This is a genomic window from Caproicibacter sp. BJN0012 (genome assembly GCF_035986805.1).
Taxonomy (GTDB): domain Bacteria; phylum Bacillota; class Clostridia; order Oscillospirales; family Acutalibacteraceae; genus Caproicibacter.
The window spans coordinates 3,328,750-3,351,596 of sequence record NZ_CP142518.1 but is presented as its reverse complement, the minus strand read 5'-3'; the positions used below and the strand labels follow the sequence as shown (position 1 = coordinate 3,351,596).

Here is a 22,847-nt window from a genome sequence, read left to right as displayed (position 1 = left end):
ATGTTGAGTTTGGAGTACAAAGCAGTCAAAGTGAACAAACCTGGGGATCTCGTCATTTCCACGGAGCATCTGCCGGATGAAATCGGTGAAAACGAAGTCCTGATCCGGGTCAGGGCGGCCGGCCTGTGCGGCTCGGACGTCGGAATTTACAAGGGCACCAATTCTCTCGCGACGTATCCCCGCATCATCGGGCATGAAATCGCGGGCGAAATCGTTCAAATGGGTTCCGATTCCGACACGCTGAAAAAGGGCGATCATGTCGTCATTGACCCGGTCGTCGGCTGCGGGCACTGCTATGCGTGCCGGAAAGGTCATCCGAATGTTTGTGAAAATCTGAAGGTTCGCGGCGTCCATGCCGACGGCGGATTTGCGGAGTACATGATCGCGCCCCGGCAGAACGTCTATCGGGTTCCGGATCGGCTCAGCTTTGAGGAGGCCGCGCTTGTGGAGCCGTTTTCCATTGCGGCGCAAGTCATCTGGCGCGGCAAGATCACTTCGGACGACCTGGTTTTGATCAACGGCTGCGGCCCGATCGGACTGATTGTCCTTCAGGCCTGCAAGGTGATCGGCGCCCGGTGCATGGTCAGCGACCTCCTCGATTCCCGGCTGGAAAAGGCGAAGAGCTTTGGGGCGGATTACGCCGTGAATCCTTCCCGCCAGAACCTCGAAGAATATGCGATGGAAGTGACACAGGGACGCGGAGTCAATAAGATCGTAGACGCGGTCGGCGTGCCGGCGATTCTTGAACAGGCCGTCCGGATCGCTTCGAATGCGGGCGGGATCGTCACGCTTGGCTTTACGCCGAAGGCGTCGGCCCTTGCCGAACTGGACATCACGAAGAAAGAGCTGGAGATCCACGGTTCCCGTCTGAACAGCCATAAGTTCCCGCAGGTGATCGAATGGTTTGAAAAGGGTCTGATCCAGCCCGGCAGGATGATATCTCACAGGTTCTATTTTGAAAATATTTTGGAAGCGTTAAAACTGAACGATTCAGAACCGGAAAAAATCTCAAAAATCATTCTTCAGTTCTGATTTCGTTTTTGTTTATAATTTTCAAACAAAAGAAAGGGAGAGAGAATTTTGAAAAGTAAGTTTGGAAAACTGACCTGTCTTGTTCTGGCCGCCCTGATGGTGGCGTCGGTCGGCACGGGCTGCTCTTCAGGCACTTCTTCTGGTACAGGCTCTGCGGGCGGTACAGCTTCAACCACGGCCGGAGGATCCGGAAATGCGAAGTACAGCCTGCTTTTCGGCTTAACGACCAATGAGGATGACCCCTGGTCCAAAGCGGCTGTGAAATTTGCCGATACGGTCAAAGAAAAGTCCAAGGGACAGATCGAAGTCAAAGTATACCCCAACAACCAGCTCGGCGCGGAAACCGACGTGATCCAGGCCGTGCAGAACGGAACAGCCGATATGCTGGTCACCGGTGAAACGCTTCAGAAATGGGCGCCGCTCGCGGCTATGGTTGCCGTTCCTTACCTGGTAAAAGATGAAGAGAGCCTGAACAAACTGGCGAGCGGCTCGATCGGAAAAGAGATCGAGGACGAGATCTCACAGAAAGCCGGCATGTACTGCCTGACCTATTTTGTCCGCGGACCCCGTGAACTGACCGCGAATAAAGAGATCAAGACTCCGGCCGACCTGAAAGGACTCCGCCTCAGAATCCCGAACGCTCCCCTCTATATCAAACCCTGGGAATCCGCCGGAGCGAAACCCACCCCGATGGCGCTGACGGAAGTGTTTACGGCCCTGCAGCAGAACACGATCGACGCCGAGGAAAATCCCTTCGCGATGATTAAATCGAACAATTTCCAGGAAGTGCAGAAATACTGCATGATGACGGACCATGTCCGGAGCTGGATCTACGTTACGATCGGCAAGAAGAAATTCGATTCCATGCCCGCGGACCTTCAGAAGGTCGTCACGGATGCCGCCGCGGAAATGCAGACCTATGAAAACCAGCTGTTTGAGAAGAGCGAAAAGGACGACCGCGCATGGCTGGAGCAGAAGGGCATGAAGTTTGTCGATGTCGATCAGGATGCTTTTGAAAAAGCGATGACGCCCGGCGTCCTTTCCACGCTGAACGACGAGCAGAAGAAAGTATACGACGAAATCAAGGCAACCTTTAAGTGAGACACAGTTGACGGATGAAGCCGGTCCGTAATTTTGCTGCGGACCGGCTTTGTATAAAAGTATGACTGCAAAGGATTGGCTTATGAAAAAAATTGAACGAGTGCTGGATCGAATTTTCAGCGTTATTTCCATTTTCTGCCTAGTGGGCCTGATCTGCACGGTCCTGATTCAGGTGATCAGCAGATCCCTGCTCCCCCAGGCGCCGTCCTGGACGGAGGAAGTTTCCCGTTTCTTCTTTATCAGCGGCGTATTTTACACGACCGGGCTGGCCAAAAGCAGAAACGCCTATGTCAATGTCGACATTCTGGAGCAGAAGCTCCATTCGAACGCGAGAAAGGTTTACTCGATTCTGATCAATCTTCTGGTTTTAGGCTTCAACCTTGTCGTCTTTGTGGAGTCGATCGGATTCACGCAGTCCGGCGCGACTTTCATCGCGGACACAGTGCCCATCACCATGAATTATATTTATTTCGGCACAATGGTCTCCAGCTTCTTCCTGATGCTTTACACGGTGTTTGACATGATTAAAGTCCTGACCAATAAAAATGAAGAGGCGGGTGACGCGCAATGATGGTAATGATGCTCTTTATCTCTTTCCTTGTTTTTGTTATGATCGGCGTCCCGATTGCGTTCTGCCTCGGACTCTCTTCCGTGTTTTACCTTGCCTCGACCGGAATTTCGCTCGCTGTGGTTCCGCAGAAAATGTATTCCGGAATCGACAATTTCGTCCTGATCTGCATCCCCGGCTTTATCCTCGCCGGCAACCTGATGAACACGGGCGGAATCACCGAGCGGATCGTCCGTTTCTGCAATGCCCTGTTCGGCCGCATCACGGGAGGACTGGCCATGGCGGACGTGGGCGCTTCCATGATCTTCGCGGGTATTTCCGGAACCGCCGCGGCCGACTGCGCAAGCATCGGCGGCATCATGATTCCGGCCCTGATCAACGACGGCTATGACGCGGATTTCGCCTCTGCCCTGACGGCGAGCGCCTCGACGCTCGGCCCGATCATTCCGCCCAGCGTGCCGATGATCGTCGCCGGCACGGTCGCAAGCCTGTCGGTCAGCAAACTGTTTGCTGTCGGCATTTTCCCCGGCCTGATTCTCGCGGTTGTTTTGAGCGCCATGGCGTTTATTATCTGCAAAAAAAGAAATTATCCAAGAGGAGAGAAAACCTCTTTAAAGCTGGTTTTGCACACGCTCCGGGAAGCGATCTGGGCGATCCTTCTGGTGCTCCTGATCCTGTTCCTGATTCTCAGCGGCGTCTGCACCCCGACGGAAGCCTCCATTATCGCCGTGGTTTACGCGCTGGTGGTAGGGCTGTTTGTTTACCGCGACCTGCATCTGAAGAATCTGCCTAAAATTTTTGTCGACAGCATGGTCGCAACGGCTTCCATTGAACTGCTGGTCGGCATCGCGAATCTGTTTGCCTGGATCCTGACGAGAGAGCAGGTCCCGCAGATGGTTGCGGCCGGTATCCTGAGCCTGACGACGAATAAGTTTTTGGTGCTGCTGCTGATCAACCTTCTTCTGCTGTTTGTCGGGACCTTCATGGACACGACCGTCGCCATTATCATTCTGATGCCGATCCTGCTGCCGGTTGCGACCTCCGTCGGCGTCGACCCGATTCAATTCACTCTGATTCTGGTCCTGAACCTCGTCATTGGATTGACCACTCCGCCGGTTGGCCTCTGCCTTTTTATTTCGTCTTCCATCGGAAAAGTTTCACTCGCCAAGATAACGAAACAGGTTATGCCGTTTTTGCTGGCGAGCATCGGCGTTTTGCTGTTGATCACTTATGTGCCGCAGCTTTACATGTGGATCATTCCGCTGCTCTTCCCCGCCTCTTAAATGTTTTTGGCTCCGCCGGCGGGCCGGTGGCGCGGCCGCCAGCCGCGGCGGCCGCGCGGATGTTTCCGGAAAGGCAGCTGGCAGTGCCCCTGGGAACCCGCGCTTTTTAAACGCGGGAGATCCGGTGCGGTCAAATTGCGTTTTTTAGTTTGCGTTTCATCTCATAAAAAGCTGTCCGAAGAAATGTAGAAAATAACAGATGGGAGTTCTGATGATATGGAAATGACGATGAGATGGTTCGGGACCGGCTACGATTCCGTCACGTTGGAGCAAATTCGGCAGGTCCCGGGTGTCCGGGGCGTCATTACGACGCTGTATGGAACCAGGCCGGGAGAGGTCTGGCCGGTGGAAGCGATTCGGTCGATGAAAAAAGAAGTGGAGGCTTCCGGTCTGCACATCAGCGGAATCGAAAGCGTCAATATCCATGATTCGATCAAAGCGGGAACGCCGGAGCGGGACCAGTACATTCAAAACTATATCACAACGTTGGATCATCTCGGTCAGGAAGGGATTCATCTTGTCTGTTATAATTTCATGCCCATTTTCGACTGGACGAGGTCGGACCTTGCGAAACCAAATCCCGATGGTTCCACGGCGATGAGCTATGATCAGGAAGTGATCGATCGGATCAATCCGGATAAAGCGTTTGAATCCATCAACAAAAAATCCAATGGATTTGTCATGCCGGGCTGGGAACCGGAGCGGATGGCTGAAATCAAAAAGCTGTTTGAGCTGTATCAAAACGTCGATGAGGAAACCCTGTTCTCAAATCTGAAATATTTTCTGGAAGCAATCATGCCCGTATGCGGGAAATACGACATCAAAATGGCCATCCATCCGGATGATCCCGCCTGGTCCGTATTCGGGCTGTCCCGAATCATGACGAACAAGGAGAATCTCCTGCGGCTGATTCACATGGTGGATCATCCCTGCAACGGCGTCACCCTCTGCACCGGCTCCCTGGGCTCCAACCCCAAGAACGATCTGCCGGACATCATCCATGCGCTGAAAGGCCGCATCTATTTTGCGCATGTCCGCAATTTGAAGCATACCGGGCCCGGACGCTTTGAAGAAACCGCCCATCTGTCTTCTTATGGCTCGATCGATATGTATGCCGTGATGAAGGCGCTGTACGACACCGGATTTGACGGCGTGATCCGTCCCGACCACGGAAGGGCCATCTGGGGCGAGGTCTCCATGCCCGGCTATGGCCTTTATGACCGTGCCCTGGGCGCGGCTTATCTGAATGGACTTTGGGAAAGCATTGTAAAATCCGTTTAAGTCCGCCGTGAATTCAATGAAATTTTAACGCGTCCGGCTCGTCTTTTTTCTTTACAAAATTTATGATATACTGATAAAAACGGTATTTGAACGGCGCTTGACAAGATCTGACTTGTAGGCATGCGGAAGGGAAATGAAAGGGATGGACCATGAAAAAGCGGTAAGGAACGGAGAAGAATTCCGGAAGCGGACGAAGACGATGAGCGACGATATTTACACCAATCTCCGAGGCTACATCATCGAGCTGAGAATCCGGCCGGGCGAGGTCGTCAGCATCAAGGATATCGCGGAGGAATGGAACGTAGGGCGCTCTCCGGTCCGCGACGCGCTGATCCGCCTGGAAAAGGAAGGCCTGATTACCTCTTTGCCGCAGCGCGGGACCATGATTTCCCGGATTAACCTGCACCGCGTCGAGGAGGAACGTTTTCTTCGCGCCTGCCTGGAAGAAAAAACGGTCTCCGTTTTTATGAACCAACATACGGAAGAGGACATAGAAAGCCTGAAAAAATGTCTGAATGACCAGAAGGAAAGCGCGCAGAGCCATGACTGCCGCAAGCTTCTGAGATACGACGACAATTTCCATAAGGTATTTTTTACCGCTACGGATAAGCTGCTCTGCTGGGAGACGCTCCAGAATGTTTCCGGACATTACAGAAGGGTCCGGCTTCTCACCGTGCTGCAGAGAGTGATTCTCGACAACATCATCATTCAGCATGAAGAAATACTGGACTGTATCATTCACAAAAATGAAGAAAAAGTGCAAAAGCTTCTGAAATATCATCTGGAGAAAATCAACCGGGAAGAATTGGAGCTTCAGGAGCGCTACCCCGATCTTTTCGAACGGGAACAGGGCATGCGCCGGCAGCCTTCCTATTTTTTGCAGTCCGATTTTCTGCGGAAACTGGAATAGAGAATGAACTTCGCGGCCCGGGCGGGATCTTTTCCGTCCGGGCCGGAGATCATGGAGGAACAGAATATGAAACTGAATTTGCAGGAACTGAAGAATCAGGGCGCCTGGCAGAAGGCGGAGATCGAGCTGCCGCGCTTCGACCTGGAAAAAGTCCGTCGGGAAACGCGGAAAGAGCCGGCTTGGATTCATTTCGGGGCCGGCAACATTTTTCGCGCCTTTCTCGCGAATGTTCAGCAGAACCTGCTGAACGAAGGGATCGAAAAGAAAGGGATTATCGTGGCCGAAGGCTACGACTACGAGATCATAGAGAAATCATACCGCCCTCATGACAATCTGAGCCTGCTTGTGACTTTGAAGGCGGACGGCAACATAGAAAAGACCGTTGTCGGCAGCATTGCGGAGTCCCTGATTGTCGACGGCCGGTATCGGGAGGACGCTTCGCGCCTGAAGGAAATTTTCGTCAGTCCTTCCCTCCAGATGGTCAGCTTTACGATCACGGAAAAGGGATATTGCCTGGTCCGCCCGAACGGCGAGCTGCTTCCGGATGTGGCGGAGGACTTTGCAAACGGAATGGGCGGCCCCAAGAGCTATATCGGAAAGCTGGTCTCTCTTCTCCACGCGCGCTATCTCGCCGGAAAGCTGCCGCTCGCGCTGGTCAGCATGGACAACTGCTCCCACAACGGAAGCAAGCTGTACGAGGCGGTGAACCGCTTTGCGCAGGAGTGGGTGAGGAACGGCTTCGCGGACGAGGGGTTCTCCGCCTACCTCAACGATCCGAAGCTGATTTCCTTCCCGTGGACGATGATCGACAAGATCACCCCGAGGCCGGACGAAAGCGTGAGGAAGATGCTGGGCGAGTGCGGCTTTGAGGACACGGCCGACATCATCACCCGGAAGCATACTTACACCGCGCCGTTCGTCAATTCGGAAGAGGTCCAGTACCTTGTGGTGGAGGACTGGTTCCCGAACGGCCGTCCCGCGCTGGAACACGGCGGGGTTATGTTCGCGACGCGTGAGACGGTGGACAAGGTGGAAAAAATGAAAGTATGCACCTGCCTGAACCCGCTTCACACTGCTTTGGCGATCTTCGGCTGCCTGCTGTCGTACACGAAAATCAGCAGCGAAATGAAGGACCCCGACCTTCGCAAGCTGGTGGAGAGAATCGGATACCGGGAAGGTCTTCCCGTTGTGGTGGATCCGGGGATCATCGATCCCCGCAAGTTCATCGACGAGGTTCTGAACGTCCGTGTTCCCAATCCGTTTATGCCCGACACTCCCCAGAGGATTGCGACGGATACGTCCCAGAAGCTTCCGATCCGGTTCGGGGAAACGATCAAGGCGTACTTGCGCAGCCCCGCCCTGGACGTAAAGGATCTGAAACTGATTCCGCTGGTGCTGGCCGGATGGTGCCGGTACCTGATGGGGATCGACGATTCCGGGAAACCGTTTGAGGTCAGCCCGGATCCGCTGTATGAGAAAGTGAGCTCCCACCTTGCCCGCGTCGAACTGGGGCAGAAGGGGCCTTTCCATACCGAGCTGGCGCCGATTTTTTCAGACGGGAGCATTTTCGGCGTCGATCTGTATGCGGCCGGCCTCGGGGATATCGCGGAGAAGAATTTTGAGGAGCTTGTTTCCGGGGTGGGCGCCGTCCGTTCCACGCTGGAAAAGCATCTGTCGGAAGAGGCATAAATGCCTGCGGCAAATCAGCCGCCCGGGACCGGATAGAATACGCATTGATAAACAGAGCCGTGCTGGATCTTTCCAGCACGGCTTAACTTGTGGAAAACATCTTTTTAGCTTTTTGCGGTAAAAATTGCGGCGGGTTGAATCATAAAAACTTTGCGGCGCTTTCCCAAGCCACTTCCGCAGCCCCGCAGAGAACCATCACCTTGACGGGGTCCATCTTAAATTTCCTGAGCAGAAACAGCGCGCCGGCGAAAAAGATCACGGGACGGATCTGGAAATTGCCCGCCGCAAAGGAAATGCTTCCGTTCAGGAAGAAAGAGGGAACGAGGATGAGGATCCCGGCGGTGGCGATCATTGCCACAACGGCGGGCCGCAGCGATTCCAGAACGCCCTGCATGATGCTCAGATTGCGGTACCTGGTGTAAAGCCACGCCAGAACCGTCACGAAAATGCAGGAGGGCAGCACGCATCCGAAGGTAGCGATCAGGGCGCCCGGGATGCCGGCAACCTGATTTCCAACAAAGGTCGCGGCGTTGATCGCGATGGGACCGGGCGTCATTTCCGCGATGGTGATCAGGTCGGTGAACTCTCCCATGGTCAGCCAGTGGTACTGGTTGATGACCTGCGCCTGGATCAGCGGCATGGCTGCGTAGCCGCCGCCGAAGCTGAAAGCGCCGATTTGCAGGAATGCAAAAAACAGCCTCGCAAAAATCATATCGTCTTATCCTTTCCGCGTTCCCGGTAAAGAGTTCTGACCACGCCGAGGGCCGCCACAAGAAGAATAATATAGATCACGTTGACGCCGAAAAAGTAGTTTGCGATGAATGCCGCCGCCATGACCGCGAGGAGGAGAGGGTCCTTCTGCCGGACGACGTTGCTTCCCATATCGTAGACGACGGAGACGATCACGGCCCCCACGCCGGCGCGCATCCCTTTCAGGAGCGCCTGGATCACAAAGTTGGCCTTGAAGGCGGCGTAGCAATAGGAGATCACCGTCAGGATGATTAGCGGCGGGAGGATGGCGCCAAGAATCGAGCACAGGATGCCCGGGAAGCCCGCCAGTTTATACCCGACGACGATCGCCCCGTTGACCGCGATCGCGCCGGGGGAAGACTGGGCGATCGCCACCAGGTCCAGCATCTCGTCTTCGTCGATCCAATGTAACTCGTCGACAAACTTGTTTTTTAGAAGGGTTACGATGACATAGCCCCCTCCAAAGGTGAAAGTGCTTAAATACAGAGTGGAAAAAAACAGCTTTCTCAGAACGCCGTTTTTGTTTGCGGTTTCCTCTGCTGTCCTTTTCTCCGTTTCTTTTTTATTCTTCATTCAAAACATACCCCCGTTTCATAATCCGGAGTTCCCGTCCGGCAGTCGCGTCGCGACGAATTCGGTTTCTTTTTCCAGGTAGCGGCTGAATATAAAAATTCCCATCAGAATGGCCGGAGCGATGGCGCCGTCGGCCTCCACGGTCCAGCCGCCCCCGATTCCGTCGTGGATGATTTCCGCAGCTTTGTGTCCCCGTTCGTCCGTCATGCAGTAATTCTGGCTGTTCAGCATTTTCAGATTGTAAACGGACCGGCCCATCCTCATTCGGACGCGGTCCATACGCGGAATGCGCGGGACGGACTCTCCGGTGGAATTCGGATCGTCTCCGGCGGCGCATTCCGGCTTTCCCGAAAAAACAACGCGTTTCCGCGGGTCCATTATGACGTATTTGTGTGCGGATATTCCGCCGCTGCGGGCCGCTTGGATATCCGTGTAAAGCACCGCCCTTCCATCCGGCGAAAGAATGGCCCGCCTGACCGAATAAAACGGGCCTTTAATGGAAGCCAGACTGACGGCGGCCCGGCCTTTTTCAACAGAAAACAGCGTCCCGGACCGAATGCGGTATTTCATAGCCGGGTTGTCAGCTCCTTTCTTTCCCGGGTCCTTTGTCTTATTCATTATGATAGCACTTGATAAATCATAATGGAAATAATATAATTTTATTGATATCATTACGTATTGTTTATGATTGGGAGGGGATGTCTTGACGATACGGCATATCCGCATCTTTCTGGCCGTCTGCGAATGCGGCAACAATATTACGAAAGCGGCCGCGAAGCTCTATATGACCCAGCCGGCGGTCACGGTGGCGGTCCATGAGATCGAAAGCGAGTACGGCGTCCTGCTGTTTGACCGGATCTCAAAGCGGCTGTATCTGACGGAGGCCGGGAAGCGGTTCCGCGAGTATGCGCTGAGAATTTCCGCTTTGTTTGACGACATGGAAAAGGATTTGAAAGGCTGGGACGCCTCCGGCATCCTGCGGATCGGCGCCAGCATCACGATCGGTTCGCAGTTCATGCCCAGCTACGTGGAGGCTTTCTCCGCGTCGCATCCGCATGCGGACGTGCGGGTCCTCATAGGCCCGTCGAACCTGCTGGAAAGGGATCTGATTGAGAATCGACTGGATTTCGCTCTGGTCGAAACGCCGGTCCACGAGAAGGCGCTGACGGCGGAGGCGTACATGGAGGATTCCCTTTCGGTCATCTGTCCGGCTCGCGCGCCGTTCCGGCCGGGGCAGGTTCTTACGATCGATGAATTTCAGCGCCAGCGGTTCCTCCTCAGGGAGCGGGGAAGCGGCACCCGGGAGGTGTTCGACCAGGCGGCCGCGAAAGCGGGCATCGCGGTCACCCCCGCCTGGGAGGGCATGAGCACCACCGCTCTGGTCAATGCTGTTCTCCACGGCCTTGGGATTGCGGTGGTTCCCAGCCGTATGATCACCGGCCCTCTGGAAAGGGGGCTCATCTATACGCTTACGGTGAAGGGGCTTTCGCTGAAACGCTGTTTCTTTATTGTTCACCACAAAGACAAGCTCATGACAGAACTTTTTCGGGAATTTATACAGCTTTGCAAAAATTATGAGATGGACTACCCCCTGCCCAGGTACGGCGGCCTGTTTTAGCGGGCAACGGACAAAAAGCCGGGGCGGCTGCTCGGAAGGAACGGCCGCCCCGGCTTTTTGTCCGAATCCGGAGGAGCGCCGCCGCCAGCCTGTCGGCCATCTGGCTCAGCGCCGTTTTTCTTGCCGGCATGCCTGCCGGGTATTCCCCCTGGTTCGCGGGATTTCCATAAGCGCAATCCGCAAATCGGAGTACGGCTTTAGTTGATCTTCGGAATCTATCCGCCGATTACCGGATGACTTTGAAAGGTAGGATAAAAAATCATACTGGCGCAGTTTTCGTTTCAATAGTATGATTTAGACAAAGTTGATACGATGCGCCGCGAAAAGATGGGTAAAACATGTTTAAAAATTCAATTTCTAAATCAAGTCAGGCCAGATGAGACAGAATTTGAGTCTTGGGCGATCAGATCGAATAGCGGATAAAGCAGGCTTTCCTGCGAAAAGTATATTTTTGAGAACAGGAGTAAACACGACATATGAAACGGAAGAATATTCCTAAATCGGAAAAAACGAGCGGCCGCATCTGGCTGTTGATTTCTTTTCTGCTTGCTCTGGTGGTTTTGCAGCTCTTGTCCGTTCTTCCTTCCACTTCCATTGTATTTTCCTCCCCTTCGAAAATCGTGGAGTCTTTTCTCTCGAAAGCCGAAAGCGGGATTATCTGGGTCAATACCGGCATGAGCCTTTTCCGTGTCCTGTGCGGCTTTCTGCTTGGATTTTTCATCTCGATCCCAGTGGCTTTTCTGATGAGCTGGTATAAAGTGTTCCGGAACCTGGTCGAGCCCTGGATTCAGTTCATCCGCAATATTCCGCCCTTGGCCTACATCCCACTGGTCATTGCCGGAGTAGGGGTGGGAGAATCCGCGAAAGTCGTGGTTATTTTCATCGCGACTTTCCTGGTCAACGTGATTACCATTTACCAGGGAATCCGCGACGTTGACGTGACGCTGATTAAAGCGGCAAGAGTGCTTGGGGCGAACGACAGGGATATTTTTCTCAAGGTCATCATCCCCGCCTCCATCCCCTTCCTGCTGGTCGGCATGCGCCTGGGGCTTTCCACCGCCCTGACCACTCTGATCGCGGCGGAAATGACGGGCGCTTCCAGCGGACTGGGCATGATGATCACGTCGGCCGGCGAATATTACGATATGCCGACGGTCCTGATGGGCATTCTCGTAATCGGCGTGATCGGGCTTGCGTTTGAGCGGATTGTAAAATTCCTAGAAAGGAAATTAACCTCATGGCAGGAAACGCAGTGAAAGTGAAGATCGACAATGTAAAGAAAGTGTTTTCCGGAGTAAAAGGCGAAACGGTCGCGCTCAACGGTGTCAGCATGGACATCACAGAAAATGAGTTTGTCTGTGTGATCGGTCCCTCGGGATGCGGAAAATCCACTTTGCTGAATATGATCGCCGGGCTGCAGGAGCCGACTTCCGGAAAGATCTGCCTTGACGGAAAGGAAATCAGCGCGCCCGGCCCGGAACGCGGCGTTGTGTTCCAGCAGTATGCGCTGTTCCCCTGGCTGACCGTCCGCAAAAATATCGAGTTTGGGTTAAAGCTCAAGGGCATGACAAAAGCGGAGATGAACGGGGTCGTCGATAAATATCTCCAAATGGTGGAGCTGCAGGAGTTTGCCGACAGCTACCCAAAAGAACTGTCGGGCGGAATGAAGCAGAGAGTCGCGATCGCGAGGGCATACGCGATGAACCCCGAAATCCTGCTGATGGATGAACCTTTCGGCGCGCTGGACGCGCAGACCCGGGCCCAGCTGCAGGAGGATCTGCTGGAAACCTGGGAGAAGGAACAGAAAACCTGTTTCTTCATTACGCACGACGTGGAGGAGGCGATTTTGCTCGCGCAGACCGTCGTCATCATGAGCGCGCGTCCGGGACGGATCAAGGAGAGCGTTTCGATCGACATTCCGTATCCGCGCAATCAGGAGACAAAAATGACTCCGCGCTTTATAGAGCTGAAGAATTATATCTGGGGGAAAGTTTACAAGGAATACCTTGAGATCAAAAAATAAATTTTTGGAGGAGATTTTATGAAAAGATTACTCAGCGCCATGGTCAGTGTATTGATGATCGCGGCGGCATTCACGGGATGCGGCGGAAACGGTTCATCCCAAACGAGCCAGTCGTCCAGCGCGGCGGCCAGTTCTTCCGCTTCCTCCGCGCTGCCCACGATTAAAATGAGAGTGGCGTACATGCCGAACATGAGCAGCGCAAGCGCGGTGGTTGCCGGAATTCAAATGGGCTATTTCAAGGAACAGGGAATCGACATCGAGACCGTGAAGTTCTCCAAAGGCCCCGATGAAATCGCCGCCATGGGCAGCGGGAACATCGACGTGGCCCAGATCGGCACCGGCGCCCACGTGCTTTGTGCCAAGGGCCAGGCAAAAATCTTTGCCTATGACGACTCTTCCATCAACGACGAGGTCATGGTCAACAAGGAGAAGGGCATCACAAAGGCCGCGGACCTGAAAGGCAAGACCGTTGCGGCGACGCTGGGTACGTCGAGCGAACAGATTCTAAAACTGGTTCTGGAGTCGGCCGGTATGACGGAAAAGGATGTAAACGTGGTTCAGATGGACGCTTCCGCCGCGGCGACCGCCATGATCAGCGGCAAAGTGGACGCCTGCGCGACCTGGTCGCCTTCCACGATCACCATCCAGGAGAAAATGGGAGACAAGGTCATGGTCCTTGCCAACAACAAGACGTTCGCGGATAAAACGACGTCCCCGTCCAGCTTCATCTGCACAAACGACTATTACACAAGCCATCAGGAGAACCTGGTCCGGTTCACGAGCGCCCTTCTGAAAGCGCAGGATTACAGGGAGAGCCACTTAAATCAGGTGGCCGACTGGGTCGCGGAGCTGATTCAGCAGGACAAAACGACCATTGAAAAAACGACCGGTGACAGCGAATGGCCAAAGGCGGAGCAGGTCTATAACCAGGCGAAGGACGGAAGCCTGAAGAAGATGTATGAGGTCCAGCAGAAAAACTTCGTTTCCAGCGGGTCTTTGGCTGCGGCTGTCGATGTGAGCAATTATTTCAGCCCCGACATCATGATCGAAGCATACGAAGCAAACCAGAAGTAAACCTAACGATAAAATACTGCGCAGAACGGCTGAAAGGATTCCTTTCCGCCGTTCTGCGCGCATTTGACTCCAAAACAGGGAAAGGGGTATATTAGTGTCGACAGGAACTTCATTGCGAAAAGGAGTTTCGTATGCTGATCATCATATTGGTAATTCTATTTCTGGATTCCGTCATCTTGACCGTGATGAGGAAAAACATCAGTTCCCTGCTGTTTTTCGGGCTCTGTACAAGCCTGATCCTCATGCTTTCCGGGATCATTCTGTACACGGCGAAAATTGGGGGGCTCAGCCACGCCCAGTATATTTTTCTGTTCTTGTCGGTCCGGATTCAGACCAGAATGCAGTACGCCATCATCACGCTTGACAAGCTCGGTTACCTGATTGCCGTCGGGCGCTACCTGTTCCCTTATTTTCTGCTGCTGATTTCGATCAGCTATTCCACGATTCCCTTTATTTCCCGCAACAGAAAATGGATGCACCTGTTTTTCCTGCCGCCCGCCGCCTCGCTGATTCTGTACTATCCGCAGGTGTTCTATGTGGTGGTGTGCAACCGGTTTGCCCTTCAGACCTGGATGATGTCGCTGACGCTGGTCTGGATCCTGCTTTACCTGGCGGCCGGCATATTTCTGATGGTCCATGAATACTCTGCGGTTCCGGTCGCCTATTTCCGAAGGCAGTTTCGAAATATTCTGATTTTGCATATCAGCCTGGCGTTCCTGTATGGTATCAACTGCCTTCAGGACCCGATCCAGGTCTACCAGCTGTACGGCTCGGAATATCTCTGGGTCAGCGGGATCTCCTATTCCAATCCGGCAATGCCTCTCTTCGGCTGGGTATTGCTGACGGCGGTCACGATTTTCTCTTCGTTTGTGGGGTTTTGGAACCTGGTCCGCTACACGCAGGTCAATTATAAGACGAATCTGGAAGACGTTGTACTGCAGCGGAAGTTCGAAATCACGAACGCGGGCATTTCGGTTTTTGTACACAGCATTAAAAACCAGATTCTTTCCTGCGGCGTGGTGCACAAAAGAATCCGGAAGATATTGGATTCGGATTCGCCGGACCTTGCGGCTCTGAGAGAAAACATCGATTTGCTCGGGCAGCTCAACGAAAATATGCTGACTCGCATCAACCGGCTGAACGCAAACACAAAATCGCATTCCATCATTCTGCGTCCGGTTTCCGCGGAACGGATCGCCGGTCTCGCGATCCGGCGTTTTCACGGCAAATATCCGGAAAGCGAGGTCAAACTGGATCTTCTTCCGAATATGTTCGTCCTCGCGGACGAAGAAAGCCTTTCGGAGGCTCTTTGCAATCTGCTGATGAACGCGCAGGAGGCGATTCTCGCCGCGGGCAGAGGACCGCAGGGGGAAATCAGCCTGAAAACGTACAACGGAAGAATCTATACCTTTTTTGAAGTGAGTGACAACGGCGGGGGAATCTCAAAAAGCGAGCAGAAAAAGATCTTCGACCCGTTCTACACGACCAAAAACACGAACTATAACTGGGGAATGGGGCTGCATTATGTAAAGCGGATTGCCAAAAGCCATTTCGGCATGCTCCGGTTCGAAAGCGTCCCCGGTCATGGCAGCAGCTTTTTCCTGACCCTGCCGAGGTATGAGCCCCGCGCGAAAAAGGACTATATTCCATTGGACTGAAGCTTCTTTGAAGGCCAGCGGCGCAGCGGCATCAAGGATAAAGGGGAGAAACGCCATGGCAGACAAAATCAGAATCGCAATCGCGGAAGATTTTCAGCTGCTTTGCGACGATTTGTGCGAATTTATCAATCAGCAGAGCGATATGACCGTCGTCGGAACGGCGCACTCAAAACAGGAAATCCTGCGGCTTTCCGATTAGGCCGAATGCGACATTATCCTGATGGATATCGAGATGGAGACCCTGCATTCCGGCATTGAGGCCGCCGAGATCATCCGGGACAAAAAACGCGACCAGAAAATCATCTACCTGACCGCGCACGACACGGAAGAGATGATTCTGACCGCGATGGGGACCGGAGCCGTCGATTATGTCGTCAAGGGGCAGGATTACGAGGAAATTCTTCGGCACATCCGGGCGGCTTACCGGGGGGAGCCGATCATGGAGGTAAACATCCAGCAGAAGGTGATTAAGGAGTACTCCCGTCTTCGCCGTTCCGAACGCAGCCTGCTGTTTTTTATCAACAGCATCGCACAGCTGACTCCGGCGGAGCGGCAGCTGATCCAACTGCTGCTCAAGGGAAAATCGGCCAGTGAAATCGCGGAAATCCGCTGTGTCGAGCTGGTCACGGTCAAGACCCAGATCAAAAGCCTGCTGCGAAAATTCCAGTGCAGGCGGACAAAGGAAATTGTCACGCTGATTAACGAGCTGAATATCGGCTATCTTTTCTAAAGAATTCAGCCAGCGGGCCGGGCGCAGCTTTCGCGCGTGACCAGCGTGAAGGGAATCTCGATTTTCATGGGGAGGGAATGCCCGCCCTCGATGCGGTCGATCAAAGTCTTCACGGCGATTTTTCCCAGTTCCTCCTTCGGAATATGGATGGCGGTGAGCATGGGGGAGGTAAACTGGCAGATTTCGGTGTTGTCGATGCTGATGATCGAAATTTCCTTCGGAATCCGAATCCCCTCCTCGTGAAATGCTTTCATGACTCCGACGGCAGTGCTGTCGTTGGCGCAGAAGATGGCGGTCGGTCTGGTAGCGACGAATTCGGAGGAGCCCAGAACGGCGGTGAGGATTTTTTTTCCGCCCAGGTAGCCCCCCTGCATGGATTGCTCCGCTTCGACGATGTGTTCCTGCCGCAGCGGGAGCCGGAGCTCCTGAATCGCGTCGTAATATCCGCGGTAGCGAACTTCGTCCGATTTCTCTCCCAGGTAGCCGATGCAGGTGTGGCCCAGGGTATGCAGATACCGCACGGCGGTTTTTGCCGTTTCGTAGCCGTTGCAGATGATCTGGTCATAGGGGTCGCTGATGGGGTTCAGGCCGGTGTAGACAATATTTTTCGAGCCTTTTTTAATCTGGTTCATCAGGGAATGGGAATACCGGCCCAGCACAACGATCCCGTCATAGCGGGCGTCCGAAAGGTTCTGGACCGTGTTTTTCAGGTTCAGCGCCGTGTAGACGCCGGTCATTTCATATTGGTTTTTGATGCACTCGTATTCGATCGACCGGAAAATCTGGGAGAAAAACGGATCGGTTTTTCCGTCCGGCGTGCGGGCGAAAATACAGGCGATCTTGCGTCTGGACCCGGGTTGGGAAGGAGGGTTTCCCAGTTTCAGGCTCTGGGCGGACCGGTTAGGGACATAGCCGGTTTGGCGGACCAGGTCCCAGATCCTGCCGCGGACTTCTTCGCCGGCGACGTTGGGGTCGTTCTTATTGACGACCCGCGACACGGTAGAAACGGAAACGCCCGCTAGCCGTGCCAGTTCTTTCAGAGTCATCGGACTGCCTCCTTCCATGGAATTTTATGATACCATATTGAAACAAGTTACGCAAACGTTTTAGTAAAATTCCGCGTTGAACCGGTCTGTTTGGTGTTAGAATCTAAGCAAATAAAAGCTCTGTTACGTCTTGTGTGAAATTTTGACAGAAGAAAGGATGTTTTGCGTGGCACTGGTTCCATTAAGGCCTGTACTGGAGGCAACAAAAAAATACGGGTTTGCTCAGGGTGCGTTCAATGTCAACGCCGTTGCACAGGCAAAAGCGGCCATCGAAGTCCATGAGATGTTCCGTTCCGCCGCGATTCTGCAGGGGGCGGACCTTGCCAACGGCTTCATGGGAGGCCGCACGGATTTCATGAACGCGACGCTCGAAGACAAAAAGGCCGGAGCAAAGCGGATTGCCGACGCGGTGAAAAAATACGGCGGGGATTCCCCCATCCCGGTCGTTCTCCACCTGGACCACGGCAGGGATTTCGATTCCTGCAAGGCCGCGATCGATAACGGCTATACCTCCGTCATGATCGACGGCTCGTCGCTCCCGTTTGAGAAGAATGTGGAACTGACGAGGGAAGTCGTGAAATACGCCCATGAGCGGGGCGTGACCGTCGAAGGGGAGCTCGGGGTTCTGGCCGGAGTGGAGGACCACGTCTTTTCGCAGAATTCCACCTATACCAACCCGATGAAAGTGGTTGAATTCATCAAAAAGACCGGGGCCGACTGTCTGGCCATTTCCTACGGGACCATGCACGGGGCGGTCAAGGGCAAAAATGTCAAGCTGCGCCGGGAAATCGCAATCGCCGCAAACGAGTGCCTGATGCACGAAAACCTGTTTGCCGTTCTGGTCTCCCACGGTTCTTCCACCGTGCCGCAGTATATCGTCAGTGAAATCAACGAACTCGGCGGAAACATTCAGAACGCGCACGGCATCCCCATCGAGGAGCTGAAAGCGGCCATTCCGTGCGGCATCGGAAAAATCAATGTGGATACCGATATCCGTTTGGCGGTCACCCGGAACATGAGAGAATTGTTCCAAAACAGGCCGGAACTTCGCGAAAGCAACTCGGTCGGCCCGGTCTGGAAGATCATGGAGGAGAAGAAGAAACAGTTCGACCCGCGCGCTTTCTTCCCGCCAATCATGGATACCGTCATGTTCGGTACGCTTCCGGATCAGGATGTGGCCGCTTTGATGGACTGCGTTGAGCGCGGCGTCAAAGAAGTCGTCGGCACGCTGATCGTGGAATTTGGCTCGGTCGGGAAAGCGCCTCTGGTTGAGCGCGTGCCGCTGGAGGAAATGGCCGAGCGGTACCGGAAGGGTCAGTGCTGAGAAAAGGGGAGAAGTATATGAATGGGAATTTGCTGATTCTTCACGGAGGGGGCCCGACGGCCGTCATCAACGCGTCGCTTTACGGCTCGGTGATGGAAGCGAAAAAGCATGGAGAGGTTGAAGCGATTTACGGAGCGGTCGGAGGTACGGCGGGCCTACTGGCGGAACATTTCATCGATTTTTCCAAGGTGCCCCAGCGAGAGCTTGAGCTGTTGAAGCAGACGCCGGCAAGCGCGATCGGAACCTCGCGCACTCATCTTCAGGAAGACGATTACCTGAAAATGGTTTCCATCCTGAAGAAGCATAACATCCGCTGTGTGCTGCTCAACGGCGGCAACGGGACCATGGACACCTGCGGAAAGCTCTACCGGGCCGCGCGCGGCGAGGGGATCCGCGTGGTCGGAATTCCAAAGACGGTGGACAACGACATCGCCATTACGGACCATTGCCCCGGCTACGGCAGCGCCGCGCGCTTTCTGGCACAGGCCACCGCGGAAATCGCGCAGGACGTGCGCTCCATGCCGATTCATGTCTGCGTGATTGAGGCGATGGGACGGAACGCGGGCTGGATCACGGCCGCTTCCGCCCTTGCCGGGCAGAGCGGGCGGACGGGCCCGGACCGGATCTATCTGCCGGAGTTTGCTTTCAATGAAGAAAGATTCCTCGCGGATACCAAAAAACTGTTTGACGAACACGGCTGTGCCGTGATCGTCGCCAGCGAAGGCCTGAAAAAAGCGGACGGTTCCCCAATCGTCCCGCCGATCCTGCAGAGGGGAAGAGACACATACTTTGGGGATGTGGGCGCCTACCTGGCAGAACTGGTCATCAAGCGGCTTGGAATCAAGGCAAGGAGCGAAAAGCCCGGAATTCTCGGCAGGGCGTCGGTCCTGAACCAGTCGCCGGTCGACCGGGACGAAGCGATTCTGGCGGGAGAAACGGCTTGCAAAGCGGCGCTGGAGGGCAGAACGGGCGTGATGATCGGATTTGAGCGGACCGGCAGCTCGCCTTACTCCATGCGCGTCATTGAAATTCCGGTGGAAGAAGTCATGATGCATGAAAAACCCATGCCGAAGGAGTTTATCTCGGAGGAGGGTCTTGGCGTAACGGACCGTTTCGTCGAATGGTGCCGGCCGCTCATCGGCGGCGATCTGCTTGATTTTGCCTGGTTCGGAGATTGACGGGAAGAGCCCGAACGGGGCGCTCAGGCATATCGGCGGAACATCTGGAAGGAGGCAAACGGATGAAAAATATTTTTATCAATTTAAAACGGTTTGACGTGCCCAGGGAAAAGGGCGGCGTCTGTCCCTCGGAACAGCCGGGGGAATGGATCGAAGAGGTCATGAAGGACAGCGTGAATCTCGGCATCGGGCTGTTTCCGGACGTAAACGTCGTTTACTTTGTTCCGGAAGCCCTGATTCTGCCGGCGCAAAAAGCAATCGGCGGTTTTCCGGCGGAGCAGAGGGGCCGGCTCTCGGTCGGCTGCCAGAGCGTATTTCGCGACAATATTAAAAAGGGCAAAAATTTCGGGGCTTTCACAAGCAATATGCCGGCGGCCAGCGCCTGGCAGATGGGCTGCCGATGGTCGATCGTCGGGCACTCCGAGGAGCGGCGCGACAAGCAGGAAATTATCGGGGCCTTTCAGCCGGACTGGAATCAGGACGCGCCGCTCCGCGAACGGTGTGCCGCGGCGGTGGACGGATTGATTAACCGCGAAGTCCTTTCCGCGCTGGAGCAGGGAATGAACGTGCTGCTCTGCATGGGGGAAACCGCCGAGGAACGCGGCGAAGGCAGCATGGAACAGCAGCAAAACAGGGTGAAGGCCGTTTTGTCCGCTCAACTGGCCCGCGGCCTGAAGGGCGTTACGGAGTATCTTCCGGAGCGGAAGATCGCAATCGGCTACGAGCCGATCTGGGCGATCGGCCCGGGAAAGACGCCTCCCGGGAAAGAGTATATCTCCTACGTCTCGTCGATGATTAAGGAGATTGTTGGGGAACGGTTTGGATTTGAAATTCCCGTCGTGTACGGCGGCGGCCTGAAGGAAGAAAACGCCGAGATGATCGGCGGCATCGACAGCGTTGACGGCGGGCTTGTCGCGCTGACCCGTTTTTCCGGTGAAATCGGATTTTTCACCGAAGATCTGAAAAAAATCGTGGAAAAATATCTTGCTGGTAATAAGGAAGGAGAAAATGTATGAAACTCGATTTTGAATATGGGCAGGGGCTCATGCCGGCAAATCTGCCGGACGACACGGATGTATTTATTCCCGGGGTAACGGTGCCGGATCCGCCTTATATTCCGGAGGACAAGCTGGTGGAGGCGACAAGAGAATCCATTCTTCACCCGATCGGGATGGAGCCGCTTTCCGAGCTGGCGCACAAGGGGTCCAGGGTGACCATCATTTTCCCTGACAACGTCAAGGGCGGCGAGCAGCCGACCGCGCACCGCAAAGTCTGCATCCCGATCATTCTGGATGAGCTGTACAAGGCGGGAGTGGAAAAGAAAGACATCCTTCTGATCTGCTCGAACGGCCTGCACCGCAAAAATACACAGCAGGAAATCTACAACGTGCTGGGGCCTGAAATTTTCCATCAGTTCTGGTATACCCACCAGATCGTCAATCACGACAGCGAGGATTACGACCATATGGTCAATTTGGGCACGACGGACCGCGGCGATCCCGTTCTGATGAACAAATACGTCTATGACTCCGACGTCGCCATTTTGATCGGGCACACGCAGAGCAATCCCTACGGCGGCTATTCCGGTGGGTACAAGCACTGTGCGACCGGCATCACCCACTGGCGCAGCATCGCCTCCCACCATGTGCCGGAGGTCATGCACCGCGCGGATTTCTGCCCGGTCAGCGGCCATTCGCTGATGCGCACCAAGTTCAATGAAATCGGCATGCACATGGAAAAATGCATGGGCAAGAAATTTTTCTGCTGCGACGCGGTGCTGGATTCCAAATCCCGCCAGATCGAGATCAACAGCGGCTACGCGAAGGAAATGCAGCCGGTTTCCTGGAAAACGGCGGACAAGCGCACCTATGTCAACTGGGCGGAAAAAAAGTACGACGTGCTGGTGTTCGGCATGCCTCAGAAGTTCCACTACGGCGACGGCATGGGCACGAATCCGATCATGCTGATGCAGGCGCTGTCGGCGCAGGTGCTTCGCTTCAAACGCATCATGAGCGACCACTGCGTCATGATCTGCTCCTCCATCTGCAACGGGTATTTCCACGAGGAGCTTTGGCCGTACCTGCCGGAACTGTACAAAATGTTCCAGCACGACCATATGAACACGCTGGCCGACATGAACCGTTACGGCGAGTATTTTGCGACCAACGAGGAATATATTCGCAAGTACCGCTACTGCAACGCATTCCACCCGTTCCACGGGTTCTCGATGATGAGCTGCGGCGACATTGCCGAACAGAACACCTCCGCCATCTACCTTGTGGGAGCGGAACAGCCCGGCATTGCGAGGGGAATGGGCCTGAAAACCCGCGCCACTTTTGAAGAGGCTCTTGCCGACGCCAAAAAGAAGTACGTCGGCGATCACCCGAATATTCTGGCGCTTCCTCAGACGTTCAAGATCGCTTCCGTCCATCTCTGCATGAAGGATGAACCCTACGACGGGACCAACGGGCACGCCGACTGCGGATTCACACTCTGATTGCGGTTTATCCCAGGGAAACGCGGCAAGGAAACGCAAGCCGGAGGAATGGAAAAAGCTATGAAAATCATCGTGATCGACGGACAGGGCGGCAGCCTTGGAAAACAGCTGATCGCCCGGCTGCGGCAGATTTTGCCGGACCAGCCGGTGACTGCGATCGGGACCAACAGCATTGCGACCGCCTCCATGCTGAAAGCGGGGGCCAGCGAGGGCGCTACCGGAGAGAACCCGGTTCTGGTCAACTGCGCCAGGGCGGATTTAATTTTAGGCCCGCTCGGCATCCTGATCGCGGATTCCCTTTTGGGGGAAATTACCCCGGCGATGGCGGCGGCCGTGGGGAACAGCACGGCGCAGAAGATTCTGATCCCCGTCAACAAGTGCAACTGTTCGATTGCCGGGGCGCAGGATATGACTTTAGCCGGTTATATTGAACATGCCGTCGACAAGGCGGCCAGGCTGATCCGGGTAGGCTGAAAGCCCTGCGAAAAAAAGGACCCTCCTTTCAAAAAGAC

23 protein-coding genes are annotated in these 22,847 nt (G+C 54.6%); 19 read left to right on the top strand and 4 right to left on the bottom strand.

The genetic code is table 11. The annotated features are described in order from the left end of the window. Positions 1–9: 9 nt before the first annotated feature. From VA597_RS16580 to VA597_RS16550, 7 genes are all read left to right on the top strand, one after another. Entirely contained in the window at positions 10–1,032 is a 1,023-nt protein-coding gene (locus VA597_RS16580; RefSeq protein WP_243112551.1) for a zinc-binding alcohol dehydrogenase family protein, read from the top strand. 48 nt (positions 1,033–1,080) lie between these two features. Continuing rightward, positions 1,081–2,133: a TRAP transporter substrate-binding protein gene (locus VA597_RS16575; protein WP_243112550.1), complete on the top strand. Its 1,053-nt coding sequence runs from the start codon at positions 1,081–1,083 to the stop codon at positions 2,131–2,133. Positions 2,134–2,215: 82 nt separating this feature from the next. Further along, positions 2,216–2,704, top strand: a complete 489-nt coding sequence (locus tag VA597_RS16570) for a TRAP transporter small permease (RefSeq protein WP_164919111.1) — start codon at positions 2,216–2,218, stop codon at positions 2,702–2,704. Next, the gene (locus VA597_RS16565) at positions 2,701–3,984 is read left to right on the top strand and encodes a TRAP transporter large permease (RefSeq protein WP_128743979.1); all 1,284 of its coding nucleotides are present in this window, start codon (positions 2,701–2,703) and stop codon (positions 3,982–3,984) included. Before VA597_RS16570 ends, VA597_RS16565 begins: the two co-directional genes overlap by 4 nt. A 216-nt stretch (positions 3,985–4,200) precedes the next feature. Then, a complete protein-coding gene (uxuA, locus tag VA597_RS16560; RefSeq protein ID WP_128743978.1) occupies positions 4,201–5,265 on the top strand; it encodes a mannonate dehydratase in 1,065 nt (354 codons plus the stop codon). 142 nt (positions 5,266–5,407) lie between these two features. Next, positions 5,408–6,175, top strand: coding sequence for a GntR family transcriptional regulator (locus VA597_RS16555; protein ID WP_164919110.1), 768 nt, complete (start codon positions 5,408–5,410; stop codon positions 6,173–6,175). A gap of 66 nt (positions 6,176–6,241) precedes the next feature. Next, positions 6,242–7,864: a mannitol dehydrogenase family protein gene (locus VA597_RS16550; RefSeq protein ID WP_128743976.1), complete on the top strand. Its 1,623-nt coding sequence runs from the start codon at positions 6,242–6,244 to the stop codon at positions 7,862–7,864. A gap of 139 nt (positions 7,865–8,003) precedes the next feature. On the opposite strand, the gene VA597_RS16545 is transcribed toward VA597_RS16550, so the two are convergent. From VA597_RS16545 to VA597_RS16535, 3 genes are read right to left on the bottom strand one after another with little or no spacing between them, the layout of a single operon-like run. Then, positions 8,004–8,576, bottom strand: coding sequence for a chromate transporter (locus VA597_RS16545; protein WP_128743975.1), 573 nt, complete (start codon positions 8,574–8,576; stop codon positions 8,004–8,006). Beyond that, on the bottom strand, positions 8,573–9,187 hold the full coding sequence (locus VA597_RS16540) for a chromate transporter (protein ID WP_128743974.1): 615 nt from the start codon (positions 9,185–9,187) through the stop codon (positions 8,573–8,575). Before VA597_RS16540 ends, VA597_RS16545 begins: the two co-directional genes overlap by 4 nt. Before the next feature lie 18 nt (positions 9,188–9,205). Next, positions 9,206–9,757 carry a hypothetical protein gene (locus VA597_RS16535; protein WP_128743973.1) on the bottom strand — a complete coding sequence of 184 codons (552 nt, stop codon included), beginning with the start codon at positions 9,755–9,757 and terminating at the stop codon, positions 9,206–9,208. A gap of 133 nt (positions 9,758–9,890) precedes the next feature. Here VA597_RS16535 and VA597_RS16530 point away from each other — a divergent pair, with 133 nt between their 5' ends. From VA597_RS16530 to VA597_RS16500, 7 genes are all read left to right on the top strand, one after another. Next, positions 9,891–10,805, top strand: a complete 915-nt coding sequence (locus VA597_RS16530; RefSeq protein WP_205703178.1) for a LysR family transcriptional regulator — start codon at positions 9,891–9,893, stop codon at positions 10,803–10,805. A 476-nt stretch (positions 10,806–11,281) separates the two neighbouring features. Next, positions 11,282–12,061, top strand: a complete 780-nt coding sequence (locus VA597_RS16525) for an ABC transporter permease (RefSeq protein WP_128743972.1) — start codon at positions 11,282–11,284, stop codon at positions 12,059–12,061. Next, a complete protein-coding gene (locus tag VA597_RS16520) occupies positions 12,043–12,828 on the top strand; it encodes an ABC transporter ATP-binding protein (RefSeq protein ID WP_128743971.1) in 786 nt (261 codons plus the stop codon). The genes VA597_RS16525 and VA597_RS16520 overlap by 19 nt, the downstream gene beginning before the upstream one ends. Positions 12,829–12,846: 18 nt before the next feature. Beyond that, positions 12,847–13,902, top strand: coding sequence for an ABC transporter substrate-binding protein (locus tag VA597_RS16515; RefSeq protein WP_128743970.1), 1,056 nt, complete (start codon positions 12,847–12,849; stop codon positions 13,900–13,902). Between the two features lie 131 nt (positions 13,903–14,033). Continuing rightward, entirely contained in the window at positions 14,034–15,560 is a 1,527-nt protein-coding gene (locus tag VA597_RS16510) for a sensor histidine kinase (protein WP_128743969.1), read from the top strand. Between the two features lie 55 nt (positions 15,561–15,615). After that, positions 15,616–15,759, top strand: a complete 144-nt coding sequence (locus tag VA597_RS16505) for a hypothetical protein (protein WP_326974879.1) — start codon at positions 15,616–15,618, stop codon at positions 15,757–15,759. 12 nt (positions 15,760–15,771) lie between these two features. Then, the gene (locus VA597_RS16500) at positions 15,772–16,290 is read left to right on the top strand and encodes a response regulator transcription factor (protein ID WP_326975691.1); all 519 of its coding nucleotides are present in this window, start codon (positions 15,772–15,774) and stop codon (positions 16,288–16,290) included. 5 nt (positions 16,291–16,295) lie between these two features. Here the strand turns inward: VA597_RS16500 and VA597_RS16495 are convergent, their stop codons facing one another. After that, positions 16,296–17,336 carry a LacI family DNA-binding transcriptional regulator gene (locus VA597_RS16495; protein WP_164919109.1) on the bottom strand — a complete coding sequence of 347 codons (1,041 nt, stop codon included), beginning with the start codon at positions 17,334–17,336 and terminating at the stop codon, positions 16,296–16,298. Between the two features lie 166 nt (positions 17,337–17,502). Here VA597_RS16495 and VA597_RS16490 point away from each other — a divergent pair, with 166 nt between their 5' ends. From VA597_RS16490 to VA597_RS16470, 5 genes are all read left to right on the top strand, one after another. After that, positions 17,503–18,660: a class II fructose-bisphosphate aldolase gene (locus tag VA597_RS16490; RefSeq protein ID WP_128743966.1), complete on the top strand. Its 1,158-nt coding sequence runs from the start codon at positions 17,503–17,505 to the stop codon at positions 18,658–18,660. Between the two features lie 17 nt (positions 18,661–18,677). Continuing rightward, entirely contained in the window at positions 18,678–19,838 is a 1,161-nt protein-coding gene (locus tag VA597_RS16485; RefSeq protein ID WP_128743965.1) for a diphosphate--fructose-6-phosphate 1-phosphotransferase, read from the top strand. Positions 19,839–19,900: 62 nt separating this feature from the next. Next, the gene (locus VA597_RS16480; protein WP_128743964.1) at positions 19,901–20,854 is read left to right on the top strand and encodes a triose-phosphate isomerase family protein; all 954 of its coding nucleotides are present in this window, start codon (positions 19,901–19,903) and stop codon (positions 20,852–20,854) included. Continuing rightward, positions 20,851–22,335, top strand: a complete 1,485-nt coding sequence (locus VA597_RS16475; protein WP_128743963.1) for a lactate racemase domain-containing protein — start codon at positions 20,851–20,853, stop codon at positions 22,333–22,335. Before VA597_RS16480 ends, VA597_RS16475 begins: the two co-directional genes overlap by 4 nt. 60 nt (positions 22,336–22,395) lie before the next feature. After that, a complete protein-coding gene (locus VA597_RS16470) occupies positions 22,396–22,809 on the top strand; it encodes a DUF3842 family protein (protein ID WP_128744366.1) in 414 nt (137 codons plus the stop codon). Positions 22,810–22,847: the final 38 nt, after the last annotated feature.